Consider the following 19,672-nt stretch of genomic DNA (forward strand, 5'->3'; position numbering starts at 1 on the left):
GCCCGGCCGGTCGCGGCTGATCCCGAGCGGTCAGGGCTGAGCCCGGCCGGTCAGGCCGGCGCCGCGGCCAGGGAGGCGCCGTCGACGAGCGTGCAGCGGAGGAGCTGCTGCTCCCGCCTCGCGGGGTCGCCCTCGATGAGGATCTGCACCGCGCGGCGCCCCATGTCGCGCCGGGGCAGCTCGAAGCCGGCCTGCCAGCCGGTGCGGTCGGCCGATCCCGAGAGCGACACCAGCGACAGGTCGACCGGCACCGCCACCCCCTCGGCCTCGGCGGCCGCCTGCAGGAGGACGAACTGCTCCTCCTGCTCGGCGAGCACGACCGTGACGCCCTCGGCGGCGATCCGGCGGATCCACTCCCGCGGCGACGCCTCCGGCCCCGGGACGAGGTGGAGGAAGCCGTCGCCGAGCTCGGCCCGCGCGCCGGCCATGCGGTCGGTGTACGACTCGACGCCCTCACCGTGACCGGCGTAGGCGAAGCGGGTGTGGCCGAGGGCGCGCGCGCAGGAGATCAGCTCGCGGACGATCGACGCGTAGTCGGCGGCCACGTAGGGCACGGGTCCGCCGGCGTCGTCGCGGCGGCCGATGCTGACGAAGGAGAAGCCGCTGGCGTTGAGGAACTCGAGCTCCTCGCGGGGCATGTGCTGCCCGAGGAGGATGCAGGAGTCGGCCAGGCGCAGCCGTGTGGTGCCGCCGCTGAGGCCGCCGCGGCGGCCGCCGACGCGACCGCTGGTCAGCAGGAGGAGGTCGATGTCGCGGTTCTGCGCCTCCTCCTCGATGCCGGCGAGGAACGGGTGGAAGAAGTCCTCGCGGTCGAGCGGGAACAGGCTCTCGTAGGTGTAGACGCCGATCATGCCGGTGCCGACCTGCTTGAGGCGGCGCGCGATGGGGTCGGCGACGTACCCCGTCTCCTGGATCGCCTTGAGGATCCGCGCGCGCGTCGCCTCCGGGACCCGCGCGAGCTGCTCACCCTTGTCGTTGAGCACGAACGACACCGTCGTCTGGCTGACTCCCGCGAGACGCGCGATGTCCTTCTGCGTGATCCGCGGCACCCGGACACCCCCGCTTCATCCTGGTAATAGGTATTACGTCTTGACCTCAGGCTAACCATGACGAAGGATCGCCGTACGCCCATCCGGGGCGAGAGAGGGCGGAACGTCGACGATGATGAATCCCGCAGACCCAGACAACCAGACCACGGACCCCCAGGGGCCCGATCAGCCGCACCGTTCCGATCAGCAGCACAGCCCCGATCAGCAGCGCAGGCCCGACAACTCCCGCCGGCTCTTCCTCGCCGGGGGCGCCGCCGCCCTCGCCGGCGCAGCGGGGGCCGTCGGCGCCGCCACTCCGGCCGCCGCCGCGCCCCCGGCCGACGCTCCCGGGCAGAAGAAGCGCCTGAGCGTCACCGAGGGGCCGATCTCGCCGCTCGACAAGGAGTTCCGCTGGGACGACCGCGCCGGCGCCGACAACACCCGTGCTGTGCAGGCGGCCATCGACAAGGCCATGACCGCTCCGGGCGGCGAGGTGTCGCTGCCCGCCGGCGAGATCCGGGTGACCGGCCTCGCGGTCGACTACCGCGGCTACCCGGTGCAGCCCGAGAACGGGCCGCCCTACGGCTACGCCGGGCCGAAGATCGTCGGTGCCGGCATGCGCCAGACGAGGATCGTCCAGATCGAGGGCTCGACCCGCGACATCTTCACCGTCTCCGGCCAGACCGGCGACGCGGCCGGTCCCGCCAACAACAACAAGGCCACCGGCGTCGTCCTCGCCGACTTCGAGATGACGGGCACGCCCTCCGGCGGCCACGGCATGTCGCTGCGCTCGCTGGTCAACTGCGAGTTCCGCAACCTGTGGATCCAGAAGACCGGCAAGTCGGGCGTCTTCCGCGAGCGCGCCACCTTCGTCTCGGGCGTCGACGACGAGTACTCCTACGCCAACTCCTGGAACAAGATCAAGATCGTCGCCCCCGCGCGCTGGGGCGTGGAGGACTCGGGCAAGGCCTCCATCGGCGGCTCGATGACCAACGTCGAGGCGATCAGCCCCGGCCTCGGCGGCTTCCTCCTCGCGCCGACGAACATGACGCTGCTCGACTGCCAGGCCATCGGCGGCACGGTCGGCCTCCGGTCGATCCGCAACGAGAACCGGCGCTCGGTCAACTCCGGCCTGACCCTGATCAACTTCCGCTCGGAGGGCTCCCGCGACGGCTGGGAGGTGCTGATCGAGGCGGGCACGAGCCACATGATCGTGAACCCGAACTTCTTCCCGACCTCGGGCGCGAACTGCCTCGGCGTCGGCCTGACGAACGGCGGAGCGGACTTCGAGGTGCGCAATCTCACCGTCCTCGGCGGCTTCTACGGGCTCAGCCTCGGCCGCTTCCCGCAGCAGAAGGCCATCGTGCTGGGCAGCGACTCCTCGCAGACGCGCCTCGTGAACCCGTTCATCGAGCGCGGCGCCGCGGGAGTGGACGAGGGCTCGCTGATCGTCGACGACGGGCGCCTGACCTCGTTCGAGCTCGGCCGCGGCCGGGTGGAGCGCGCGGCCGGCTACACCACGGTCGCCCGCGCCCCCGAGACCATCCCGACCCCTCCGGCCGGACAGGTCAACGAGGGCTGGGAGCGCTCCGGCGACACCTGGCGGAAGGTGGCCGTCTTCCCCGACGGGCACCGCGTCGTCATCGCCTCCTGACCCCGAGGCGGCGGCGCCCTCCGCGCCGCCGCCTCCCCCCACCGCACACGGAACGAGCACTAGAACGCATGCATGACGACAGCACCCGCATCGAAGCCCGCATCGCCCGCTTCCGCGCCGAGAGCCTCCGGCCGGCGGTCCACCGGGCGGTCGAGCCGCTCGGGATCGAGTCGTGGACCGCTCCGGGCGAGCCGGTCCCCTTCGACCAGGCGCGGGGCGCGTCCTACGCGCCCGTCCGCATCGGGGAGCCGTGGGGCGCCCCGTGGGGCACCGTCTGGTTCCACGTGCGCGGCGAGATCCCCGCCTCGTGGGTCGGCGTCGAGGGCTGCGAGCCCGAGCTCGTCGTCGACCTCGGCTACACCGGCGCCCAGTCCGGCTTCGAGGCGGAGGGGCTCGTCTTCTCCGCGACCGGCACGGTCGTGAAGGCGGTCGAGCCGTTCAACCAGTCGGTCCCGCTCGACCGGCTTCCCGGCCGCGAGGCGGGTGACCGCACGGTCGAGCTCTACATCGAGGCCGCCGCCAACCCGAACATCACCGGAGACTGGTCCTTCACCCCCACGGCGCTCGGCGGCCGCCCCGCCGACGGCGCCCTGCCGTCCGACCCGCTCTACCGCCTCCGCCGCCTCGAGCTCGGTCTGCTCGACCGGGAGGTCTGGGAGCTGGAGCAGGACATGGCCGTGCTCGTCGGGCTGATCGGGCAGCTGTCCGAGTCCTCCCAGCGCCGCGCCGAGATCGTGCGCGCCCTCGACCGCGCCGTCGACGTCCTCGATCCGGACGACGTCTCCGGCACCGCCGCCGCCGGCCGGGAGGCGCTGCGGACGGTCCTCGAGCGCCCCGCCTCGGCCAGCGCGCACCACCTGCACGCCGTCGGCCACGCCCACATCGACTCCGCCTGGCTCTGGCCCGCCCGCGAGACCGCCCGCAAGGTGGCCCGCACGTTCTCGAACGTCTGCGACCTGATCGAGCGCGAGGAGGGCTTCGTCTTCGCCGCCTCCTCCGCGCAGCAGTACGCGTGGCTGAAGCGCGACCACCCGGAGCTGTTCGAGCGCGTCCGCGGCCATGTGCTCGCGGGCCGCTTCGTGCCGGTCGGCGGGATGTGGGTCGAGTCGGACACGAACATGCCCGGCGGCGAGGCGCTCGTGCGCCAGCTGCTCGAGGGCAAGCGCTTCTTCCTCGACGAGTTCGGGATCGACACGGAGGAGGTCTGGCTCCCGGACTCCTTCGGCTACTCCGCCGCGCTGCCGCAGATCATCGCCGGGGCGGGCGGGCGCTGGTTCCTCACGCAGAAGATCTCGTGGAACGAGACCAACACGATGCCCCACCACACCTTCTGGTGGGAGGGCATCGACGGCACCCGCGTGTTCACGCACTTCCCGCCCGTCGACCTCTACAACTCCGACCTCTCCGGCGAGGACCTCGCCCGCGCCGAGCGCCAGTACGCCGAGAAGGGCAGCGGCACCATGTCGCTCGTGCCCTTCGGCTACGGCGACGGCGGAGGAGGCCCCAACCGCGAGATGATCGCGGCCGCCCGCCGCACGCGCAGCCTCGAGGGCTCGCCGACCGTCGAGCTCTCCACGCCCCGCCGCTTCTTCGAGGAGGCGCAGGCCGAGTACCCGGACGCGCCCACCTGGTCGGGCGAGCTCTACCTCGAGTTCCACCGCGGCACCTACACGTCGCAGGCGCGCACCAAGCAGGGCAACCGGCGCAGCGAGCACCTGCTCCGCGAGATCGAGCTGTGGGCGACCACGGCCCTCGTCCGCGCCGGTGTGCCGTACCCGGCCGACGAGTTGCGCGAGATGTGGCGGACGGTCCTCCTGCAGCAGTTCCACGACATCCTGCCCGGCACCTCCATCGCCTGGGTGCACCGCGAGGCGGAGGAGAACTACGCCCGCATCGCGCAGCGGATCGAGGAGATGATCGCCGAGGCCGTCCGGGCTGTCGCCGGCGAGGGCTCCGCGGAGCTGCTGGTGAACTCCTCCCCCTTCGCCGTCGGGGGCGCGCCCGCGCTCGGTGCGGCACCGGCCGGAGACTCCGAGTCGGCCGCCGTTCCGACGCTCTCCGCCGACGGTGACGCGCACGTCCTCGACAACGGGCTCGTCCGCGTGCGGATCGGCGCCTCCGGGCTCCTCGAGTCGGTCGTGGACCTCGCGAGCGGCCGGGAGGTCGTGCCCGCCGGCGCCGCCGCGGGGCTCCTCCAGCTCCACCGCGACACCCCGAACAAGTGGGACGCCTGGGACCTCGACGACAACTACCGCCGCACGGTGGAGGACCTCGTCGGCGTCGACTCGGTCCGCGCCGGCACCGTGAGCGACCCGCTCGGCCGCGAGGTCCCGGCGGTCGTGATCACGCGCTCGTTCGGCGGCTCCACGGTCGCGCAGACCGTCTCGCTGCAGATCGGCCGGGCGGCCGTCGACCTCGACCTCGACATCGACTGGCACGAGCGTCGCAAGCTGCTCAAGCTCGCCTTCCCGCTCGACCTGCTCTCGGACCGGGCGACGTCCGAGATCCAGTTCGGCCACGTGCACCGCCCGACCCACGTGAACACGACGTGGGACGCCGCCCGCTTCGAGACCGTCGCGCACCGCTGGGTGCACGTCGGCGAGCCGGGCTTCGGCGTCGCCGTCGTCAACGACTCCACCTACGGGCACGACATCACCCGCGACCGCGCCGCGGCCGGCACCCCGACGACCACGGTCCGGCTCTCGCTCCTGCGCGCGCCGCTGTTCCCGGACCCGGACGCCGACCAGGGCCGCCACCGCCTCGCCGTCTCGCTCGTCGTCGGCGCCGAGCTGCCCGACGCCGTCGAGGCCGGCTACGCGCTGAACACCCCGGTCCGCAGGCTCACCGGCGCCTCGCCCGTCGCTCCCCTGGTGTCGATCGACGACCCCTCGGTGATCGTCGAGGCCGTGAAGGCGGCGGACGACGGCAGCGGCGATGTGATCGTGCGGATCTACGAGTCGCTCGGCCGACGCGCCACGGCGACCCTCCGCGCCGCCTTCGCCGTCCGCGCGGTCACCCGCACCGACCTGATGGAGCGCCCGACCGAGCAGGTCCGCATCGAGAGCTCCGTCGAGGCGGAGTCGGCCGACGTGCGGCTCGAGCTGCGTCCGTTCGAGATCGCGACGGTGCGCCTGGCGCGCTGAGCGCGGACGCAGGGGCGGACGCAGGGGTGGGAGCAGGCCGGGTCGGCTTGCTCCTGCCCCTGCGTCATGTGGTCTGCTCGAGGCACACCGTCCCGATCCGAGAGGTCCCTCATGCACCCGTTCCCCGCCCCGCCCCGCGAAGTGCAGATCGGCGACGCCGCCGCGTTCGCCGGCGTCACTCCGCGGGCGATCCGCCACTACCACCGGCTCGGCCTGCTCGCCGAGCGCGAGCGGGGCGGCGACGGCCGCCGGCGCTACGGGTACGACGACATCATCCGGCTGCTCTGGATCCGCCGCCTGGCCGATGCCGGGGTCGCGCTCGAGGACATCCGGGACGCCTTCGCCGTCGGCGCCCCGGGCAGCGCCGAGAAGCGCGCCGACCGCGAGGACGAGGTCGCGGGCGTCCTCGCCCGGCTGGACGACGCGCTCGCCGCGCAGGAGGAGGAGCTGCAGCGGAAGCGGGCCTCGGTCCGGCGCATGCGGACCCTCGGCGGCCGGCTGGGGCTGCTCGACGACATCGTCTCGCGCCGCCTCGAGGGCGCACCCGAGGGCTCGCTGCGCCAGGCCGACCTCGACACCCTGCTGGTCACCGAGCGGATGTTCGGCCCGCTGGGCGCCGTCTCCCAGGCCGGCCGCTTCGTCGTCCTCGCCGCCGATCCGGCGCTGCGGGCGGAGGCCGACCGCGTCGACGCCGCCGAGGAGGCCCTCGACGACACGGTCGCCGAGGACGACCCCCGGGTGGAGCAGGTGGCGCAGGAGCGGCACGCCTTCGAAGCCCGGCTGATGCGCGTCGTCGAGGAGTCCGGTCAGCTCGAGGAGGACGAGGCGATCTTCGACGCGTGGGACGAGGCGCACCCGCCCGAGGACCCCGCGCCGGCCCCCGATCCCGCACGGGGCTCCCGCGCCCGGAGCGCCGGCGAGATCATCCGGAGCCTGCCCTACGACGTCTCGCCGGCCCGCCTGCGCGCGATGGAGCTGGCGATGCGGCTGGGGATGGAGGAGGCGCCGGCGCCCTGAGACGCGGGGTCACGCCCGACCGGTCACCCCAGTGCCTCGCGCAGCACCTCCAGTGCCCGCTCCCGGTCGCCGGTCCCGCCGCCCTCGTGACCGCTGTACGGCCAGACGTCGATCGACATCTCGCCGCCCGAGACGTTGTGGGCGGCGAAGACCGTCGAGGGCGGGCAGATCGGGTCCATCAGGCCGACCGAGCGGTGCACCCGGCAGCGCAGCCGCTGCGAGAAGTGGACGCCGTCGACGTAGGAGAGGGTCCGCTCGACGGCGGCGAGGTCCTCGGGGCGGGTCGCCAGATAACGCGCGATCTCCACGTACGGCGCCTCGTTCGTGATGGTCGTGGCACGCAGGACGTCGGAGAGGAACGGCACCAGGGCGATCGCCGCGCGGACCCGGGGTCGCAGCGCCGCCGCCGCGGTCGCGAGCGCTCCGCCCTGGCTGCCGCCGAAGACCGCCACGCGATCCGGGTCCAGCCCGGGGAGCGCCTCCACGGCGTCGACGGCGAGCGCCGCGTCCGCGATCAGGCGCCGGTAGTAGTACGTCTCGGGCGACTCGATGCCGCGGGTGGTGACCCCGGGGTACGCTGGTCCGCTGCCGTGGGGGTCGGGAGTGGCTCCGGAGCGGGCGAGGCGGCCGGCTCCCTGGCCGCGCGCGTCGACGACCAGGTGCGCGAACCCGGCGGCGGCGACCCAGAGGTGCTCGATCGGCCGGCCCCGTCCACTCCCGTAGCCGGGGTACTCGATCACCACGGGGAGCGGAGCGCCCTGGTCGACCGCGGGGGTCACGAGCCAGGCGGCGATCGGCTCGCCCGCGAAGCCGGGGAACCGCACGTCCCGGACGCGGACCAGCGGGAGGCCCGCGTCCACCGGAGCGGCGCTGACGGCGGGGCCGCCCTCCCGCCCGAGCGCGAGGGTGCCCCGCCAGAAGGCGTCGAAGTCCTCGGGCTCCGCGACCTCCGCCCGGAACTCGCGGAGAGCGGCGAGGGGGCGATCCGTGAACACCGCGTCAGCCTTTCAGACCGGAGTGCGCGAGCCCTTCCACGAACTGCCGCTGAGCGAGGAGGAACACGGCCAGCACGGGCACGACCGTCATTGTCGCCGCGGCGAGCTGGACGTCCCACATCTCCCCGCCGTAGGCGTCGGTGAAGCGGGTGAGCGCCTGGGGCAGGGTGAAGAGCTCGGGCGAGGTCAGGTAGACCGTCGGCTCGAGGTACATGTTCCAGGACCCGAGGAAGGTCAGGATGGCGACGGCCGACAGCGCGGGCTTGGACAGCGGCAGGAAGATGCGCCGCCAGATCCCGAAGCGGCCGAGGCCGTCCAGGCGCGCGGCCTCCTCCAGCTCGCCGGGCATCGCGATGAAGTACTGCCGCATGATGAACGTGCCCAGCACCGCCGGCGCTCCGACCATCGGCACCAGCAGCAGCGGCACGTGGGTGTCGATGAAGCCGAGCTGCCGGAAGATCTGGAACAGCGGGATGATCGTCACCTCCGTCGGCACCAGCAGGCCGGTGAGGACGACGAGGAACACCGCGTTGCGTCCCGGGAACGGGATCCGCGCGAAGGCGTAGCCGGCCAGGCTCGACACCAGCAGCGTCACCACGGTGACCGTGACCGCGATGTAGAGGCTGTTCCAGTACTGGAGCGCGAACGGCTGGAACCTGAACGCCTCGGCGTAGCCCGCCAGGCTCGGCGAGTCCGGCAGCAGGGTCGGCGGGTTGGAGAAGATCTCGTTCACCGGCTTGAACGACGAGGCGATCATCCAGAACGTCGGCACCGCGAACGGCAGCACGAGCAGGATCAGGGTCACGACGAGCAGAGCGGTCATGAGCGGGCTGCGGCCGCGGCGGCGCTTGACCGGCGGCTCCGGGACGGCTTCGAGGCGTGGCGTGAGCGGGGTCCCCTGCTCGACGACGGCGTCAGTTCTCATAGAAGACCCATTTCTTGCGCAGCTGCCACTGCACGACCGTGAGGATCAGGACGAAGAGGAGCAGCATCAGCGAGAGCGTCGCGCCGTAGCCGATGTCGCTGAACTCGAAGGCCTGTTGGAACACGTAGTAGACGAGCACTGTCGTCGACAGCTCGGGCCCGCCCTCGGTCAGGACGGCGACCTGCGCGAACGCCTGCAGCGAGCCGACGATCGTGAGGATGGCGGTGAGGAGCAGCGTGGGCGAGATGAGCGGGAGCGTGATCCGGAAGAAGATCGCGCGGGGGCTCGCGCCGTCGAGGCGGGCCGCCTCGTAGAGGTCGCCCGGCACTCCCTGCAGCGCGGCGAGGAAGAGCACCATGTTGACGCCGACGCTGCGGATGACCTGCGTGACGATGACGCTCGCCATCGCGGTGGGCCCCTCCTGGAGCCAGTTCGGCCCGTCGAGGCCGACCAGCGAGAGCAGGCCGTTGATCGCGCCGTTGTCCTGGAGGAGGAAGCCCCAGACGAGGGTCCAGGCGACCACCGAGATGACGACGGGCGAGAAGAAGAGCGTGCGGAACAGGGCGCCGCCCGGGATCCTCCGGTTGAGCAGCACGGCCAGGCCCAGCCCGAGGGCGAGGTTCAGGATCACCACTCCCCCGGAGAAGACCGCGGTCGTGCCGAGGACCGCGCCGATGCTCGGGTCGTTGATCGCCCGCTCGTAGTTCTCGCCGCCCACGAAGGTCATGGAGCCGGTGAAGACGTTCCACTCGTTGAGGCTGAACCAGACCGCGAGCCCGACGGGCAGCAGCACGAACACGATCACACCGAGCAGCTGGGGCGCGATGAAGAGCCAGCCGGCGAGCGCGTCGCGGCGCCGGAGGTTCCAGTAGGCGCCGGTGGGAGCGGATCGGCGGCTGTCCGTCGAGGTCGCGGTCACGGGATCACTTCCCCTGGAGGACGGGCGCGATGGCGTCGCAGACGCCTCCGAGCACCTCGGCGACGTCAGCGTCGGCCGACCACATGCGGTCCAGCGCCGTCTTGCCGACCGAGGTGATCTCGGCGGGGCTCGTCACCGGAGGGGTGGCGGACACGTCGGCCAGCTCGTCGACCACGACGCGGTCGAGCTGCTCGGCGCTGAGCTTCGTGTTGACCTTGGCCAGCTCCTCGCCGGACAGCAGCGATTCGCGGGGCGGCGGGAAGAACTGCGCGAGCTTGGCGGAGTTCTCCGGATTGGTCATGAACGAGAGGAAGCCGGTCGCCTCCTCCACGTGGTCGCCGCCCGCGAGCGCGGCCATGCCTGCCTGGCCGATGTTGCCGTACTCGCCGGCGGGGCCGACGGGCAGCGGGTAGATCTCGAACGGGAACGAGCCGTCGAGCAGGCTCGCGCGCGAGACCTGCGCGGTCGTGAACGCGGCGTCGCCGGCGAAGAAGTCCGCCGTCACGCCGGGCCCGGGGGTCGCGCCGCTGACGTAGACCGAGTCGTGGAAGAACTGGAACGCCTCCACCATCTCGGGCGAGTCCATCGTGCACTGGGTCCCGTCGTCGCTCCACGGCTGGGCTCCCCAGCCCGCCCAGAGGTTCGCGAGGCTCAGCCAGCCCGAGAAGTCGAAGTCGCGGATGATGTAGCCGGCCTTGCCGGTCGACTCGTTGACGGCCGCGCCGATGCGGTCGACGTCCTCCCAGCTGAGGGTCGCGGGGTCGACGGTCTGCCCGGCCTGCGCGATGAGGTCCTGGTTCACGTACAGCGCGAACGGCGAGTTCGAGAACGGGTACGCGTAGAGCTCGCCGTCCTGGCTGAACGACTGCGCCACGCTGGGCAGGATGTCGTCGTACTCGTAGCCCTCGGTCCCCTCGAAGGTCTCGGTCAGCGGAGCGAGCGCTCCGGCGTCGATCAGGTCCTTCGCGATGTCGCCCACCCAGGCGAGGTCGGGGGCGTTGCCGCCCGCGGCCTGCGTGGTCAGCGTCGAGTTGTAGTCCGCGAACGGGAGGGACTCGAAGGTCACGGACTCGATCTCGGGGTGGTCGGCGATGTACTCGTCGGCCATCGAGTCGAACAGGGCGAGCTGCTTCTCGTCGGAGGTCCAGACGGACATCCTCAGAGCGACGGGTGCTGAGTCGTCCCCGCCGCCGGCGGCGCCGCAGCCCGAGAGGGCGGCGATCACTCCGACTGCGGCGAGCGAGGCCATCAGCTTCTTCGCTGGTCTCATCGTCTCTCTTTCTCCAATGGTTTTCTCGGTGTTCCCGGTCAGTACCCGACGACGTCGGGCCAGTGGGTCTCTACGCCGCGCGACTCGAGCCTCGCCTGCAGGCGGGCGACGAGGGCGGGGTCGGCGGCGATCTCGTGGGGCGACAGGTCCTCGGCGAGGGCGAGGGCCGCCAGCTCGCCGACGGCCTCGCCGATGTTCCACTCCACGGGGTGGAGGCGGTACGCGCCGTTGGTGATGTGCGTCGTCCCGATGTTCTTGCCCCCGGGCAGCAGGTTCGTCGGGGTGCGCGGGACGAGGGCGCCGAGCGGGATCTCGAACGGCGAGCACTCCACGTCGAGGTAGTTGTCGCCCCCGGTGGTCGGGTGCAGGTCGATCCGGTACATGCCCACGCCCACGGAGTCGTCGAAGCGCGCGGGGCTCCCCGTCCCGCGGGCGGCGACGGAGACGTCCTGCTCGCGCACCGTGGTGAGCGCGCGGATCCGGCGGGACTCGCGGATGTAGGGGGCCTGCGCGAGGCCGTCGGCGGTGCCCATCACGTCGCCGCGGAGCCGGAGACCGGGCCAGCCGCGGCCGCCGTCGGGACGGGGCGCCTCGGTCTGGAGCCAGTAGAAGTACGACAGCGAGAGCGCGCGGGCGCCGGCGAGGTGCTTCTCCGGCTCCGGCACGTCGAGGATCGAGCTGTCGAGGTAGTCGAGCATCGGCCAGTTCGCGAGCACGATGTCGCTGTCGAGCGCGCCCGGCCGGAGGGTCTCGGTCGCGAGGATGCGGCGGAACATCCAGAGGTCGGTGTCCCCGCCCTGCGCGCGCTGGTCCGCGGTGCGGGTGTCGCCCACGGCGTTCACGTGCATCGTGCGGGTCTCGGGGCGCAGCGTCCTCGGGTTGGGCGCGGTGAAGGACAGCAGCTTCCCGCCCCAGAAGGGCACCTCGTACTCGTGCCAGTAGTCGTAGTCGGCCGGGCGCTCGACGGTGTGGTCGCCGTCCGCGCTGTCGAAGCCGAAGCACCAGGTGACGGCCTGCACGTTCATCGGGTCGGCGACGGCGGGAGCGCTGGGCTCGCCGTGCTCGTCGCGCGACTCGGAGCCCGTGACGTAGTCGACCTCCGCGAGCGGGAGCAGCTCCCCCGTCTCGGTCGCGTCGACCACGTACCGCCCGGAGACGGCGAGCTCCTCGCCCGAGACCGCGTCGCGCAGCAGGACGCGCTCGATCCTGCCCGGGCCGCCGTCGACGGCGAAGGGGACGACGCCGGTGACGACGCGGATCGCTCCGCTCGAGCGATAGGGGGCGAGCATCTCGTCGAGCACGGCGACGGCGACGCGGGGCTCGGCGCAGAGCCGGCTCACGAGTCCGCGGCCGGGATTCAGGCGCTCGTCGCGCATCGCCTCGGCGGTGAGGGGGTAGTTGCGGCGGTAGTAGCCGCGGATGCCGTCGCGGAGGCGCCGGTAGTCGGCGGTGACTCCGAACTGCTCGACCCAGGTGTGCTCGTCCGGCGGGACGCCCTGCGAGGTGAGCTGGCCGCCCAGCCACGGGTACTGCTCGGTCAGCACGACCGAGAGGCCGTTGCGGGCGAGGGCGATCGCCGCCGCCACTCCTCCGAGACCGCCGCCGATCACGGCGACATCTGCTTTCATCGGGGTCACGCGTCCGCCTCGTCCTCGTCGACAGTCTGGATCATCGGCCCGTTACCCATGGGTAATACGTATTGCCGATTGGTTAGACCGTAACGCACGAGTGTCCGGTTGGCAACGGTCTCCGCCGTTCCGAGCGACGCCGCGGCGTCCCGCGGGCGTCCTCAGCCGGGAGTGGGCCGGATGTCAGGGCTCGGTGGCATGCTCGACCCCGAGCGCGGCCGGCGGGCGGCGGAGCGGAGCGGAGCGGAGCAGCATGATCGGGTTGGATCTCACCGGGCGCACGGCCCTCGTCACGGGGTCGGGGCAGGGCATCGGGCTGGCCATCGCGACGACGCTCGCGGAGGCGGGCGCCGAGGTGATCGTGAACGCCCGCTCCGAGCGGTCGATCCGCCGGGCGATCGAGGCCGTCAGCGCGGCGGTGCCGGAGGCGAGGGTGCGCGGGGTCGCGGCCGACGTGTCGACGGAGAAGGGCACGGCCTCCCTCCTGCGCGCGGCCGCCGAGGTGGACGTGCTCGTCAACAACCTCGGGATCTTCGGCTCCGCCGATGCGCTCTCCATCGACGACGACGAGTGGCGCCGCTACTTCGAGGTCAACGTGCTCACCGGCGTGCGCCTCACCCGCGCCTACCTCCCCGGGATGATGGAGCGCGCGTGGGGCCGTGTCCTCTACATCGGCAGCGACTCCGCCGTCGTCACGCCCGCCGAGATGATCCACTACGGAGTGTCGAAGACGGCGCTGCTGGGCGTCTCGCGCGGCTTCGCCAAGGCGGCCGCCGGCACCGGGGTGACGGTGAACAGCGTGCTCGCCGGGCCGACCCACACGGGCGGCGTCGAGGACTTCGTCTACGAGCTGGTCGACCGCGAGCTGCCGTGGGAGGAGGCGCAGCGCGAGTTCATGCGCCTGCACCGGCCGCAGTCGCTGCTGAAGCGCCTCATCGAGCCGGAGGAGATCGCCCACATGGTGGCGTACCTCGCCTCCCCGCTCGCCTCGGCCACCACGGGCGCCGCCGTGCGCGTCGACGGCGGCTACATCGACTCGATCGTGCCGTAGCGCCCGCTGCCGGTGCGTCTCCCGGCGTCGGCCGTCAGCGCGGAGGGGCGACCGAGCCGCCGGGGCGCCACGGGCCGCCGATGCGCTCCTGGAGGAGCGGCGCGGCGGGGTCGGCGAGGCGGGCGAGCAGCGCCTCCACTCCGCGGCGGCCGAGCTCGCGGCCGGGCGCGACGAGCAGGTCGAGCGCGGGGTCGGCCAGGTCGGCGACGTCGGGGTCGGAGGCGAGCAGCACGATCGAGACGTCCTCGGGCACCCGCAGGCCGCGGTGCCGCACCTCGTGCGCGAACCCGACGGCGGCGCCTCCGTTGACGATCACCGCGGCGGTCGCGGAGCCGGGGTCGAACGAGCGGGCGAGCGCGCGGCCGCCGGCGGGCGACTCCTCGCAGCGCAGCAGCACGCCCTCGACGCCGCGGGCGGCGCAGGCGAGCGCGAACGCCTCCTGCGTGCGGGCGTAGGGGCCGAAGTCGGCCGCGGCGTCGCGGTCCGGGCCGAGCACGAGCGCCACCCGGGCGTGCCCGAGACCGGCGAGCCGGCCGAGCGCCTCCTCGACCATCCCCTCGAAGTCGATGTCGACCCAGTCGAGGGCCGACGGGTCGCGGGTGCGGCCGATCAGGGCGAAGGGGGTGCCGGAGTCGCGCAGAATCGGCACGCGCTCGTCCTCGCTGGTGACCTGCATCAGCACGACGCCGTCGATCAGGCCGTCGGCGCGCAGGTCGGCGAGGCGGTCGGATCCGCCGACCGTCGGCCAGAGGACGATCGAGTGGTCCTGCTCCGCCGCGGCCTCGGCCGCTCCGAGCAGGAACGAGGTGGCGGTGTTGAGCGGCCGGCTCGACACGAGCGGATAGACGACCGCGACGATCCCGGAGCGGCGCCGCGCGAGGGCGCGGGCCAGGGCGTGCGGCCGGAAGCCGAGCTCGCGCATCGCCGCCCGCACCCGCTCGCGGGTCTCGGGCGAGACGGGCTTGGTGTCGTTGACCACGAACGACACGGTCGCGATCGAGACCCCCGCGAGGCGCGCGACGTCCCTCATCGTGGCCACCGCGCCTCCTCCGCTCGCGCCGCCCGGCCGTGGTTGACGCGGGGCGGACGTCTCCCGCATCCTAGGAGACGCGGCCGGTAAAGCGGTTAACCCCGTGTCGGGCCGCCCCACTGCCGCACCGTCTCCACCGTCGAAGAAGGAACACCGTGACCACACCCTCCTCCCCCGTCCGCGTCCTCGTCTGGGGCGAGAACCGCCATGAGCAGATCGAGGAGAAGGTCCGCGCGATCTACCCCGACGGCATGCACAGCACGATCGCCGACGGCATCCGCGAGAACCTCGGCGAGCGCGCCACCGTCTCCACCACCACGCTCGACGAGCCCGAGCACGGCCTCACCGAGGACGTCCTCGACGCCACCGACGTGCTGGTCTGGTGGGGCCACATGGCCCACGGCGACGTCTCCGACGAGATCGTCGAGCGCGTCCAGCGCCACGTCCTCTCGGGCATGGGCCTCGTCGTCCTGCACTCCGGCCACTGGTCGAAGATCTTCGGCAAGCTCATGGGCACCACCTGCACGCTGCGCTGGCGCTCGGAGGAGGACCGCGAGCTGGTCTGGACCATCGACCCCACGCACCCCATCGCCCAGGGGATCCCGCACCCCTTCGTGATCCCCCAGCAGGAGATGTACGGCGAGTTCTTCGACGTGCCGGCGCCCGACGAGCTCGTGTTCCTCTCGACCTTCACAGGCGGTGAGGTCTTCCGCTCCGGCATGACCTGGAAGCGCGGCCACGGGCGCATCTTCTTCTTCTCCCCCGGCGACCAGGACTACCCCGTCTACCACCAGGCCGAGGTGCGCCGCGTGATCGCGAACGGCGTCGAGTGGGTGCGCTCCTCGCGCCCCGAGCGCCGCCTCCCGGTGCTGCAGCGCTACGAGACCGAGGACTTCCACAACGGCCAGGACTACGAGGGAGCGCTCGTCCGATGACGGTCCGCCTCGTCCAGGTCGGCGCCGGCGCGATGGGTCGCGCCTGGATCCGCACCATCCGCGACTCCCCGGACGCCGAGCTCGTCGGCCTGGTCGACCTCGACGTCGACCTCGCCACGGCGGCGGCGGAGGAGGAGGGGGTCGGCCCGGTCGCGGTCGGCACCTCCGTCGCCGAGGTCGCCGCGCGCTCCGGCGCCGACGCCGTGGTCAACGTGACCGTGCCGCGGGCCCACCTGCCCGTCAGCTCGGAGGCGCTGTTCGCCGGGCTGCCCGTGCTCTCGGAGAAGCCGATCGCGCCGACCATCGCCGAGGCGCTGGTGCTCGCGGCGACGGCCGAGGCCTCCGGCCGACTCCTGATGACCAGCCAGTCGCGCCGCTACTACGCGGCGATCACCGCCTTCCGCGAGCAGATCGCGGGACTCGGGCAGCTGGGCACCGCCTCCGTGCACTTCGCGAAGGCGCCCCGCTTCGGCGGCTTCCGCGACGAGATGGACCACGTGCTCCTGGTCGACATGGCGATCCACGCCTTCGACGCGGCGCGGTACCTGCTCGACAGCGACCCGGTCGCGGTCTACTGCGAGGAGTACAACCCGGGCTGGAGCTGGTACGCCGACGGAGCCGCGGCGAGCGCCGTGTTCGAGTTCGCCGGCGGAGTGCGCTTCAGCTACACCGGCAGCTGGTGCGCCGACGGCCTCGAGACCTCGTGGAACGGCGACTGGCGCGTGAACGGAGCCGGCGGCACCGCGCACTGGGACGGCGACGGCGCCCCGGAGTGGCAGTCGCGCGAGTCGGAGGCGGTGCGGACCGCCACGCTCCAGCCGGTGCCCGAGGAGATCGCGGGCTCGCTCGCGGAGTTCGTGCGGGTGCTGGGCTCGGGGGCGGTGCCCTCGGGCGAGGTGCACTCGAACGTGCGGAGCCTCGCGATGGTGGAGGCGGCGGTCCGCTCCTCCGAGACGGGCTCACGGGTGCGGCTCGACGAGGTGCTGGAGGAGGGGTACGCGGAGGCGCTGACGCTCGCTCGCGACGAGCGCGTCCGCGCGGCCCTCGCCTCCTGGGGCTCGGCCGCGGCGGGCCTCGCGCGCTGACGACGCCGCCCGGCGGCGTCGCGGCTCCGCCACCGCGCGTTCGCCGGGCGGACACCTGCGGTCGGCGGAGCGTTCACCGGAGGCGGTCAGCGTGAGCGGGTTCCTTCGAAGCCGCTCAGGAGACCCGTGTCCTCTCGCCGTACCCGCACCCGCACCGCCGCCCTCGCTCTCACCGTGACCCTCGCCGGCTGCACACTCGGAGCCGCGGCCCTGCCCGCCTCCGCCGCGGGCGACTCCTTCTTCACCCGCATCGCCACGGTGCCGGCCTCCCTGAACGCGGCCGACCCTGCCGTCGATGCCGCGGTCGCCGAGATCTCGAGCGCGTCGCCCGACGGTCGCCTGGTCTACTCGACGGACTCCGCCGGGCAGCGCATCAACGTCCTCGACATCTCGGACCCCGACTCCCCGGAGCCGCTCGGCGGCGTCGGCGTAGGCGGCGAGCCGACCTCGGTCTACGCGACCGGCGAGTACGTGCTCGCGGTGGTGGACACGAGCGACGGCGACTTCGCGAACCCCTCCGGCCACGTCAGCGTCCTGCACGCCGACGACCTCGCGCCCGTCGCGAGCATCGAGCTCGGCGGCCAGCCCGACTCCATCGACGTCACCACCGACGGCTCGACCGCGGTGATCGCGATCGAGAACCAGCGCGACGAGGACCTCGCCCCCGAGGGCGGCGAGGAGGGCGACCTCCCGCAGGCGCCCGCCGGGGAGCTCGTGGTGATGGACCTCGCGGGCGATCCCGCCGGCTGGGTGCCGGAGCACGTCGACCTGACCGGTCTCGCCGGCCTCGACACCCCGTCCGACCCCGAGCCCGAGTACGTCTCGATCAACCCGGCCGACACGGCCGTCGCCGTGACGCTGCAGGAGAACAACGCCGTCGCGATCGTCGACCTGGCCACGCGCTCCGTCACCGCCTCCTACACCGCGGGCACCGCCTCCGTCAGCGGCATCGACACGCTCGACGACGACTCGATCTCGCTGACCGGCTCGATCACCGACGTCCCGCGCGAGCCCGACGCGATCGGCTGGGTCGGCGACGACCACGTCGCGATCGCGAACGAGGGCGACTGGAAGGGCGGCACGCGCGGCTGGTCGATCCTCGACGCCGCGACCGGGGCCGTGCAGTGGGACGCCGGCAACTCCTTCGACCACCTCGCGGTGCGCCTCGGGCTCTACCCGGACAAGCGCTCCGACGCCAAGGGCTCCGAGCCCGAGGGTCTGCTCTCGGCGACCTTCGACGGCGTGCCCTACGTGTTCGTCGGGGCCGAGCGGGCGAACTTCGTGGCCGTCTACGACGTCTCGGATCCGACCGCCCCGCGCTTCGTGCAGGCGCTGCCGTCGACTCCCGGCCCGGAGGGGCTGCTCGCCCTGCCCGAGCGCGATCTGCTGGTCGTCTCGAGCGAGACCGACGACGCCGAGGCCGCCGTCCGCGCGAGCGTGCAGCTCTACGCGCTCGGCGCCTCCGCCCTCGCGTTCCCGACCGTGCTGTCGGCCGACGTCGACGGATCGCCGCTGCCCTGGGGTGCGCTCTCGGGCCTCTCGACCGACCCGGCCGACTCCGAGCGCCTGTACGCGGTGAGCGACAGCGCGTACGCGCCGAGCACCCTCCACTCCATCGACACCTCCGTCTCGCCGGCGCTGCTCGACACGACGCTCACGGTGACCGAGGGCGGCGAGCCCGCCGCTCTGGACCTGGAGGGGATCGCCGCGCGCGCCGACGGAGGCTTCTGGGCCGTGACGGAGGGCGCGACCGGCAACGGCAACGCGCTCCTGCGACTCGACGCGGACGCCGCGGTGACCGAGCAGATCGTCCTCCCCGCGGAGCTCGCCTCCGCACTGGGCAAGCAGGGCTTCGAGGGAGTGGCCGTCGAGGACGGCGCCGACGGCGAGATCGTCTGGACGGCGCTGCAGCGCGAGGCCTCGATCGACGCCGAGGGCGTGGTCCGGATCGGGCGCTACGACGTCGCCGCCGGGACCTGGAGCTTCTTCGGCTACCCGCTGGAGGCCGTGTCCGGTGCGGACGGCGACTGGAACGGGCTCTCGGAGATCACGCTGACCCCCGCGGGCACGCTCGCGGTGATCGAGCGCGACAAGCTCAACGGGCCGGACGCCGCGCTCAAGGCCGTCTACACGGTGCCGCTGCCAACGGGCGCCGGCGCGGCGGTCGGCGAGACGCTGCCGATGCTCGAGAAGACCCTCGCGGTCGACGTGCTGCCCGCACTGCAGGCCGGGAACGGCTGGACCCAGGAGAAGCTCGAGGGCCTCGGGATCACCGGCTCCGGCGAGGTGTTCGCGGTGACCGACAACGACGGCGTGGACGACGCTAACGGCGAGACGGTGCTCGCCTCGCTCGGCTCCGCGGAGTCCCTGTTCGGGGCGGGGACGGTGCCGACTCCTGCGCCGACGGTGGCGCCGACTGCTGGGCCGACGGTGGCGCCGACCGCGCAGCCCACTGTCGCACCCACGGTCGCACCCACTGCTGAGCCCACCGCTCAGCCGACCGCTCAGCCGACCGCGCAGCCGACTGCTCAGCCCTCGGCCGAGCCGACCCGCACGCCGGCTCCCGCTCCGGCCGGCGCCGTTCCTCCGCGGACCGGCTCGGGACTCGCGAGCACCGGCGTCGAGACGGGCTGGACCGCCGCGGCGGCCCTCGCCCTGCTCGCCGGTGGAGCGCTCGCGCTCGGAGTGACGCGCCGCCGCCGCGACGCGCGCTGACACGCGCTGACGCGTCCCGCCATCGAGGGAACCCCGACCCGTCGAGGGAGCCAGATGCATCTGGTTCCCTCGACGGTCCGGGGTTCCCTCGCCGGTGGCGGGGAACTAGCTTCCGGTGGGGGCGTCCTCGGTGTCGGGAGCGGTGCTCTCGGAGGGCGCCTGCGGGGCGCGGCCGGCAGGGCCGGAGCCGTCGGCGGGGGCCGCGTCCTGTGAGCCGCGTCCCGTGATCCACGTGCCGTGAGTCGCGTTGCGTGAGCCGCGCGCCGTGAGCCGCGTC

14 protein-coding genes are annotated in these 19,672 nt (G+C 73.0%); 7 read left to right on the forward strand and 7 right to left on the reverse strand.

The window, feature by feature from the left end:
- Positions 1 to 50: 50 nt before the first annotated feature.
- Positions 51 to 1,049 (reverse strand): LacI family DNA-binding transcriptional regulator, encoded by a 999-nt coding sequence (locus C5D44_RS14845; protein WP_104277527.1) that lies wholly within the window; start codon positions 1,047 to 1,049, stop codon positions 51 to 53.
- 112 nt (positions 1,050 to 1,161) lie between these two features.
- Here C5D44_RS14845 and C5D44_RS18170 point away from each other — a divergent pair, with 112 nt between their 5' ends.
- The 3 genes from C5D44_RS18170 to C5D44_RS14860 all read left to right on the forward strand — a co-directional run bounded on the left by C5D44_RS18170 (position 1,162) and on the right by C5D44_RS14860 (position 6,842).
- A complete protein-coding gene (locus C5D44_RS18170; protein WP_181118526.1) occupies positions 1,162 to 2,682 on the forward strand; it encodes a hypothetical protein in 1,521 nt (506 codons plus the stop codon).
- 68 nt (positions 2,683 to 2,750) lie between these two features.
- Positions 2,751 to 5,825, forward strand: a complete 3,075-nt coding sequence (locus C5D44_RS14855; RefSeq protein WP_104282116.1) for a glycoside hydrolase family 38 C-terminal domain-containing protein — start codon at positions 2,751 to 2,753, stop codon at positions 5,823 to 5,825.
- A 111-nt stretch (positions 5,826 to 5,936) separates the two neighbouring features.
- A complete protein-coding gene (locus C5D44_RS14860; RefSeq protein ID WP_104282117.1) occupies positions 5,937 to 6,842 on the forward strand; it encodes a MerR family transcriptional regulator in 906 nt (301 codons plus the stop codon).
- Between the two features lie 23 nt (positions 6,843 to 6,865).
- On the opposite strand, the gene C5D44_RS14865 is transcribed toward C5D44_RS14860, so the two are convergent.
- The 5 genes from C5D44_RS14865 to C5D44_RS14885 are packed head-to-tail and all read right to left on the reverse strand — an operon-like array spanning position 6,866 to position 12,579.
- Positions 6,866 to 7,837: an acetylxylan esterase gene (locus C5D44_RS14865; RefSeq protein ID WP_104282118.1), complete on the reverse strand. Its 972-nt coding sequence runs from the start codon at positions 7,835 to 7,837 to the stop codon at positions 6,866 to 6,868.
- Between the two features lie 4 nt (positions 7,838 to 7,841).
- A complete protein-coding gene (locus tag C5D44_RS14870; protein ID WP_244229554.1) occupies positions 7,842 to 8,762 on the reverse strand; it encodes a carbohydrate ABC transporter permease in 921 nt (306 codons plus the stop codon).
- The gene (locus C5D44_RS14875; RefSeq protein ID WP_104282119.1) at positions 8,752 to 9,681 is read right to left on the reverse strand and encodes a carbohydrate ABC transporter permease; all 930 of its coding nucleotides are present in this window, start codon (positions 9,679 to 9,681) and stop codon (positions 8,752 to 8,754) included. Before C5D44_RS14875 ends, C5D44_RS14870 begins: the two co-directional genes overlap by 11 nt.
- 4 nt (positions 9,682 to 9,685) lie before the next feature.
- On the reverse strand, positions 9,686 to 10,951 hold the full coding sequence (locus tag C5D44_RS14880) for a sugar ABC transporter substrate-binding protein (protein WP_104277533.1): 1,266 nt from the start codon (positions 10,949 to 10,951) through the stop codon (positions 9,686 to 9,688).
- Positions 10,952 to 10,989: 38 nt separating this feature from the next.
- On the reverse strand, positions 10,990 to 12,579 hold the full coding sequence (locus C5D44_RS14885) for an FAD-dependent oxidoreductase (RefSeq protein ID WP_104282122.1): 1,590 nt from the start codon (positions 12,577 to 12,579) through the stop codon (positions 10,990 to 10,992).
- 256 nt (positions 12,580 to 12,835) lie between these two features.
- Between C5D44_RS14885 and C5D44_RS14890 the strand changes: the two genes are divergently transcribed.
- On the forward strand, positions 12,836 to 13,630 hold the full coding sequence (locus C5D44_RS14890) for an SDR family NAD(P)-dependent oxidoreductase (protein WP_104277540.1): 795 nt from the start codon (positions 12,836 to 12,838) through the stop codon (positions 13,628 to 13,630).
- 34 nt (positions 13,631 to 13,664) lie between these two features.
- On the opposite strand, the gene C5D44_RS14895 is transcribed toward C5D44_RS14890, so the two are convergent.
- Positions 13,665 to 14,660 carry a LacI family DNA-binding transcriptional regulator gene (locus tag C5D44_RS14895; RefSeq protein WP_258065274.1) on the reverse strand — a complete coding sequence of 332 codons (996 nt, stop codon included), beginning with the start codon at positions 14,658 to 14,660 and terminating at the stop codon, positions 13,665 to 13,667.
- A gap of 155 nt (positions 14,661 to 14,815) precedes the next feature.
- On the opposite strand from C5D44_RS14895, the gene C5D44_RS14900 reads away from it, so the two are divergent.
- From C5D44_RS14900 to C5D44_RS14910, 3 genes are all read left to right on the forward strand, one after another.
- Positions 14,816 to 15,595, forward strand: a complete 780-nt coding sequence (locus C5D44_RS14900; RefSeq protein WP_104277535.1) for a ThuA domain-containing protein — start codon at positions 14,816 to 14,818, stop codon at positions 15,593 to 15,595.
- Positions 15,592 to 16,680 (forward strand): Gfo/Idh/MocA family protein, encoded by a 1,089-nt coding sequence (locus C5D44_RS14905; protein WP_104282120.1) that lies wholly within the window; start codon positions 15,592 to 15,594, stop codon positions 16,678 to 16,680. Before C5D44_RS14900 ends, C5D44_RS14905 begins: the two co-directional genes overlap by 4 nt.
- A gap of 126 nt (positions 16,681 to 16,806) precedes the next feature.
- Positions 16,807 to 19,395: an esterase-like activity of phytase family protein gene (locus C5D44_RS14910; protein ID WP_181118527.1), complete on the forward strand. Its 2,589-nt coding sequence runs from the start codon at positions 16,807 to 16,809 to the stop codon at positions 19,393 to 19,395.
- Positions 19,396 to 19,672 lie beyond the last annotated feature (277 nt).

Origin of the sequence: Rathayibacter sp. AY1B5, from assembly GCF_002932795.1 — a bacterium.
Classification (GTDB): Bacteria; Actinomycetota; Actinomycetes; order Actinomycetales; family Microbacteriaceae; genus Rathayibacter.

Coding starts and splice junctions, on each gene's coding strand:
- C5D44_RS14855 (WP_104282116.1), top strand. CDS start 2,751: ATGCATGACGACAGCACCCGCATCGAAGCCCGCATCGCCCGCTTCCGC.
- C5D44_RS18170 (WP_181118526.1), top strand. CDS start 1,162: ATGATGAATCCCGCAGACCCAGACAACCAGACCACGGACCCCCAGGGG.
- C5D44_RS14870 (WP_244229554.1), bottom strand. CDS start 8,762: ATGAGAACTGACGCCGTCGTCGAGCAGGGGACCCCGCTCACGCCACGC.
- C5D44_RS14860 (WP_104282117.1), top strand. CDS start 5,937: ATGCACCCGTTCCCCGCCCCGCCCCGCGAAGTGCAGATCGGCGACGCC.
- C5D44_RS14885 (WP_104282122.1), bottom strand. CDS start 12,579: ATGAAAGCAGATGTCGCCGTGATCGGCGGCGGTCTCGGAGGAGTGGCG.
- C5D44_RS14880 (WP_104277533.1), bottom strand. CDS start 10,951: ATGAGACCAGCGAAGAAGCTGATGGCCTCGCTCGCCGCAGTCGGAGTG.
- C5D44_RS14895 (WP_258065274.1), bottom strand. CDS start 14,660: ATGAGGGACGTCGCGCGCCTCGCGGGGGTCTCGATCGCGACCGTGTCG.
- C5D44_RS14905 (WP_104282120.1), top strand. CDS start 15,592: ATGACGGTCCGCCTCGTCCAGGTCGGCGCCGGCGCGATGGGTCGCGCC.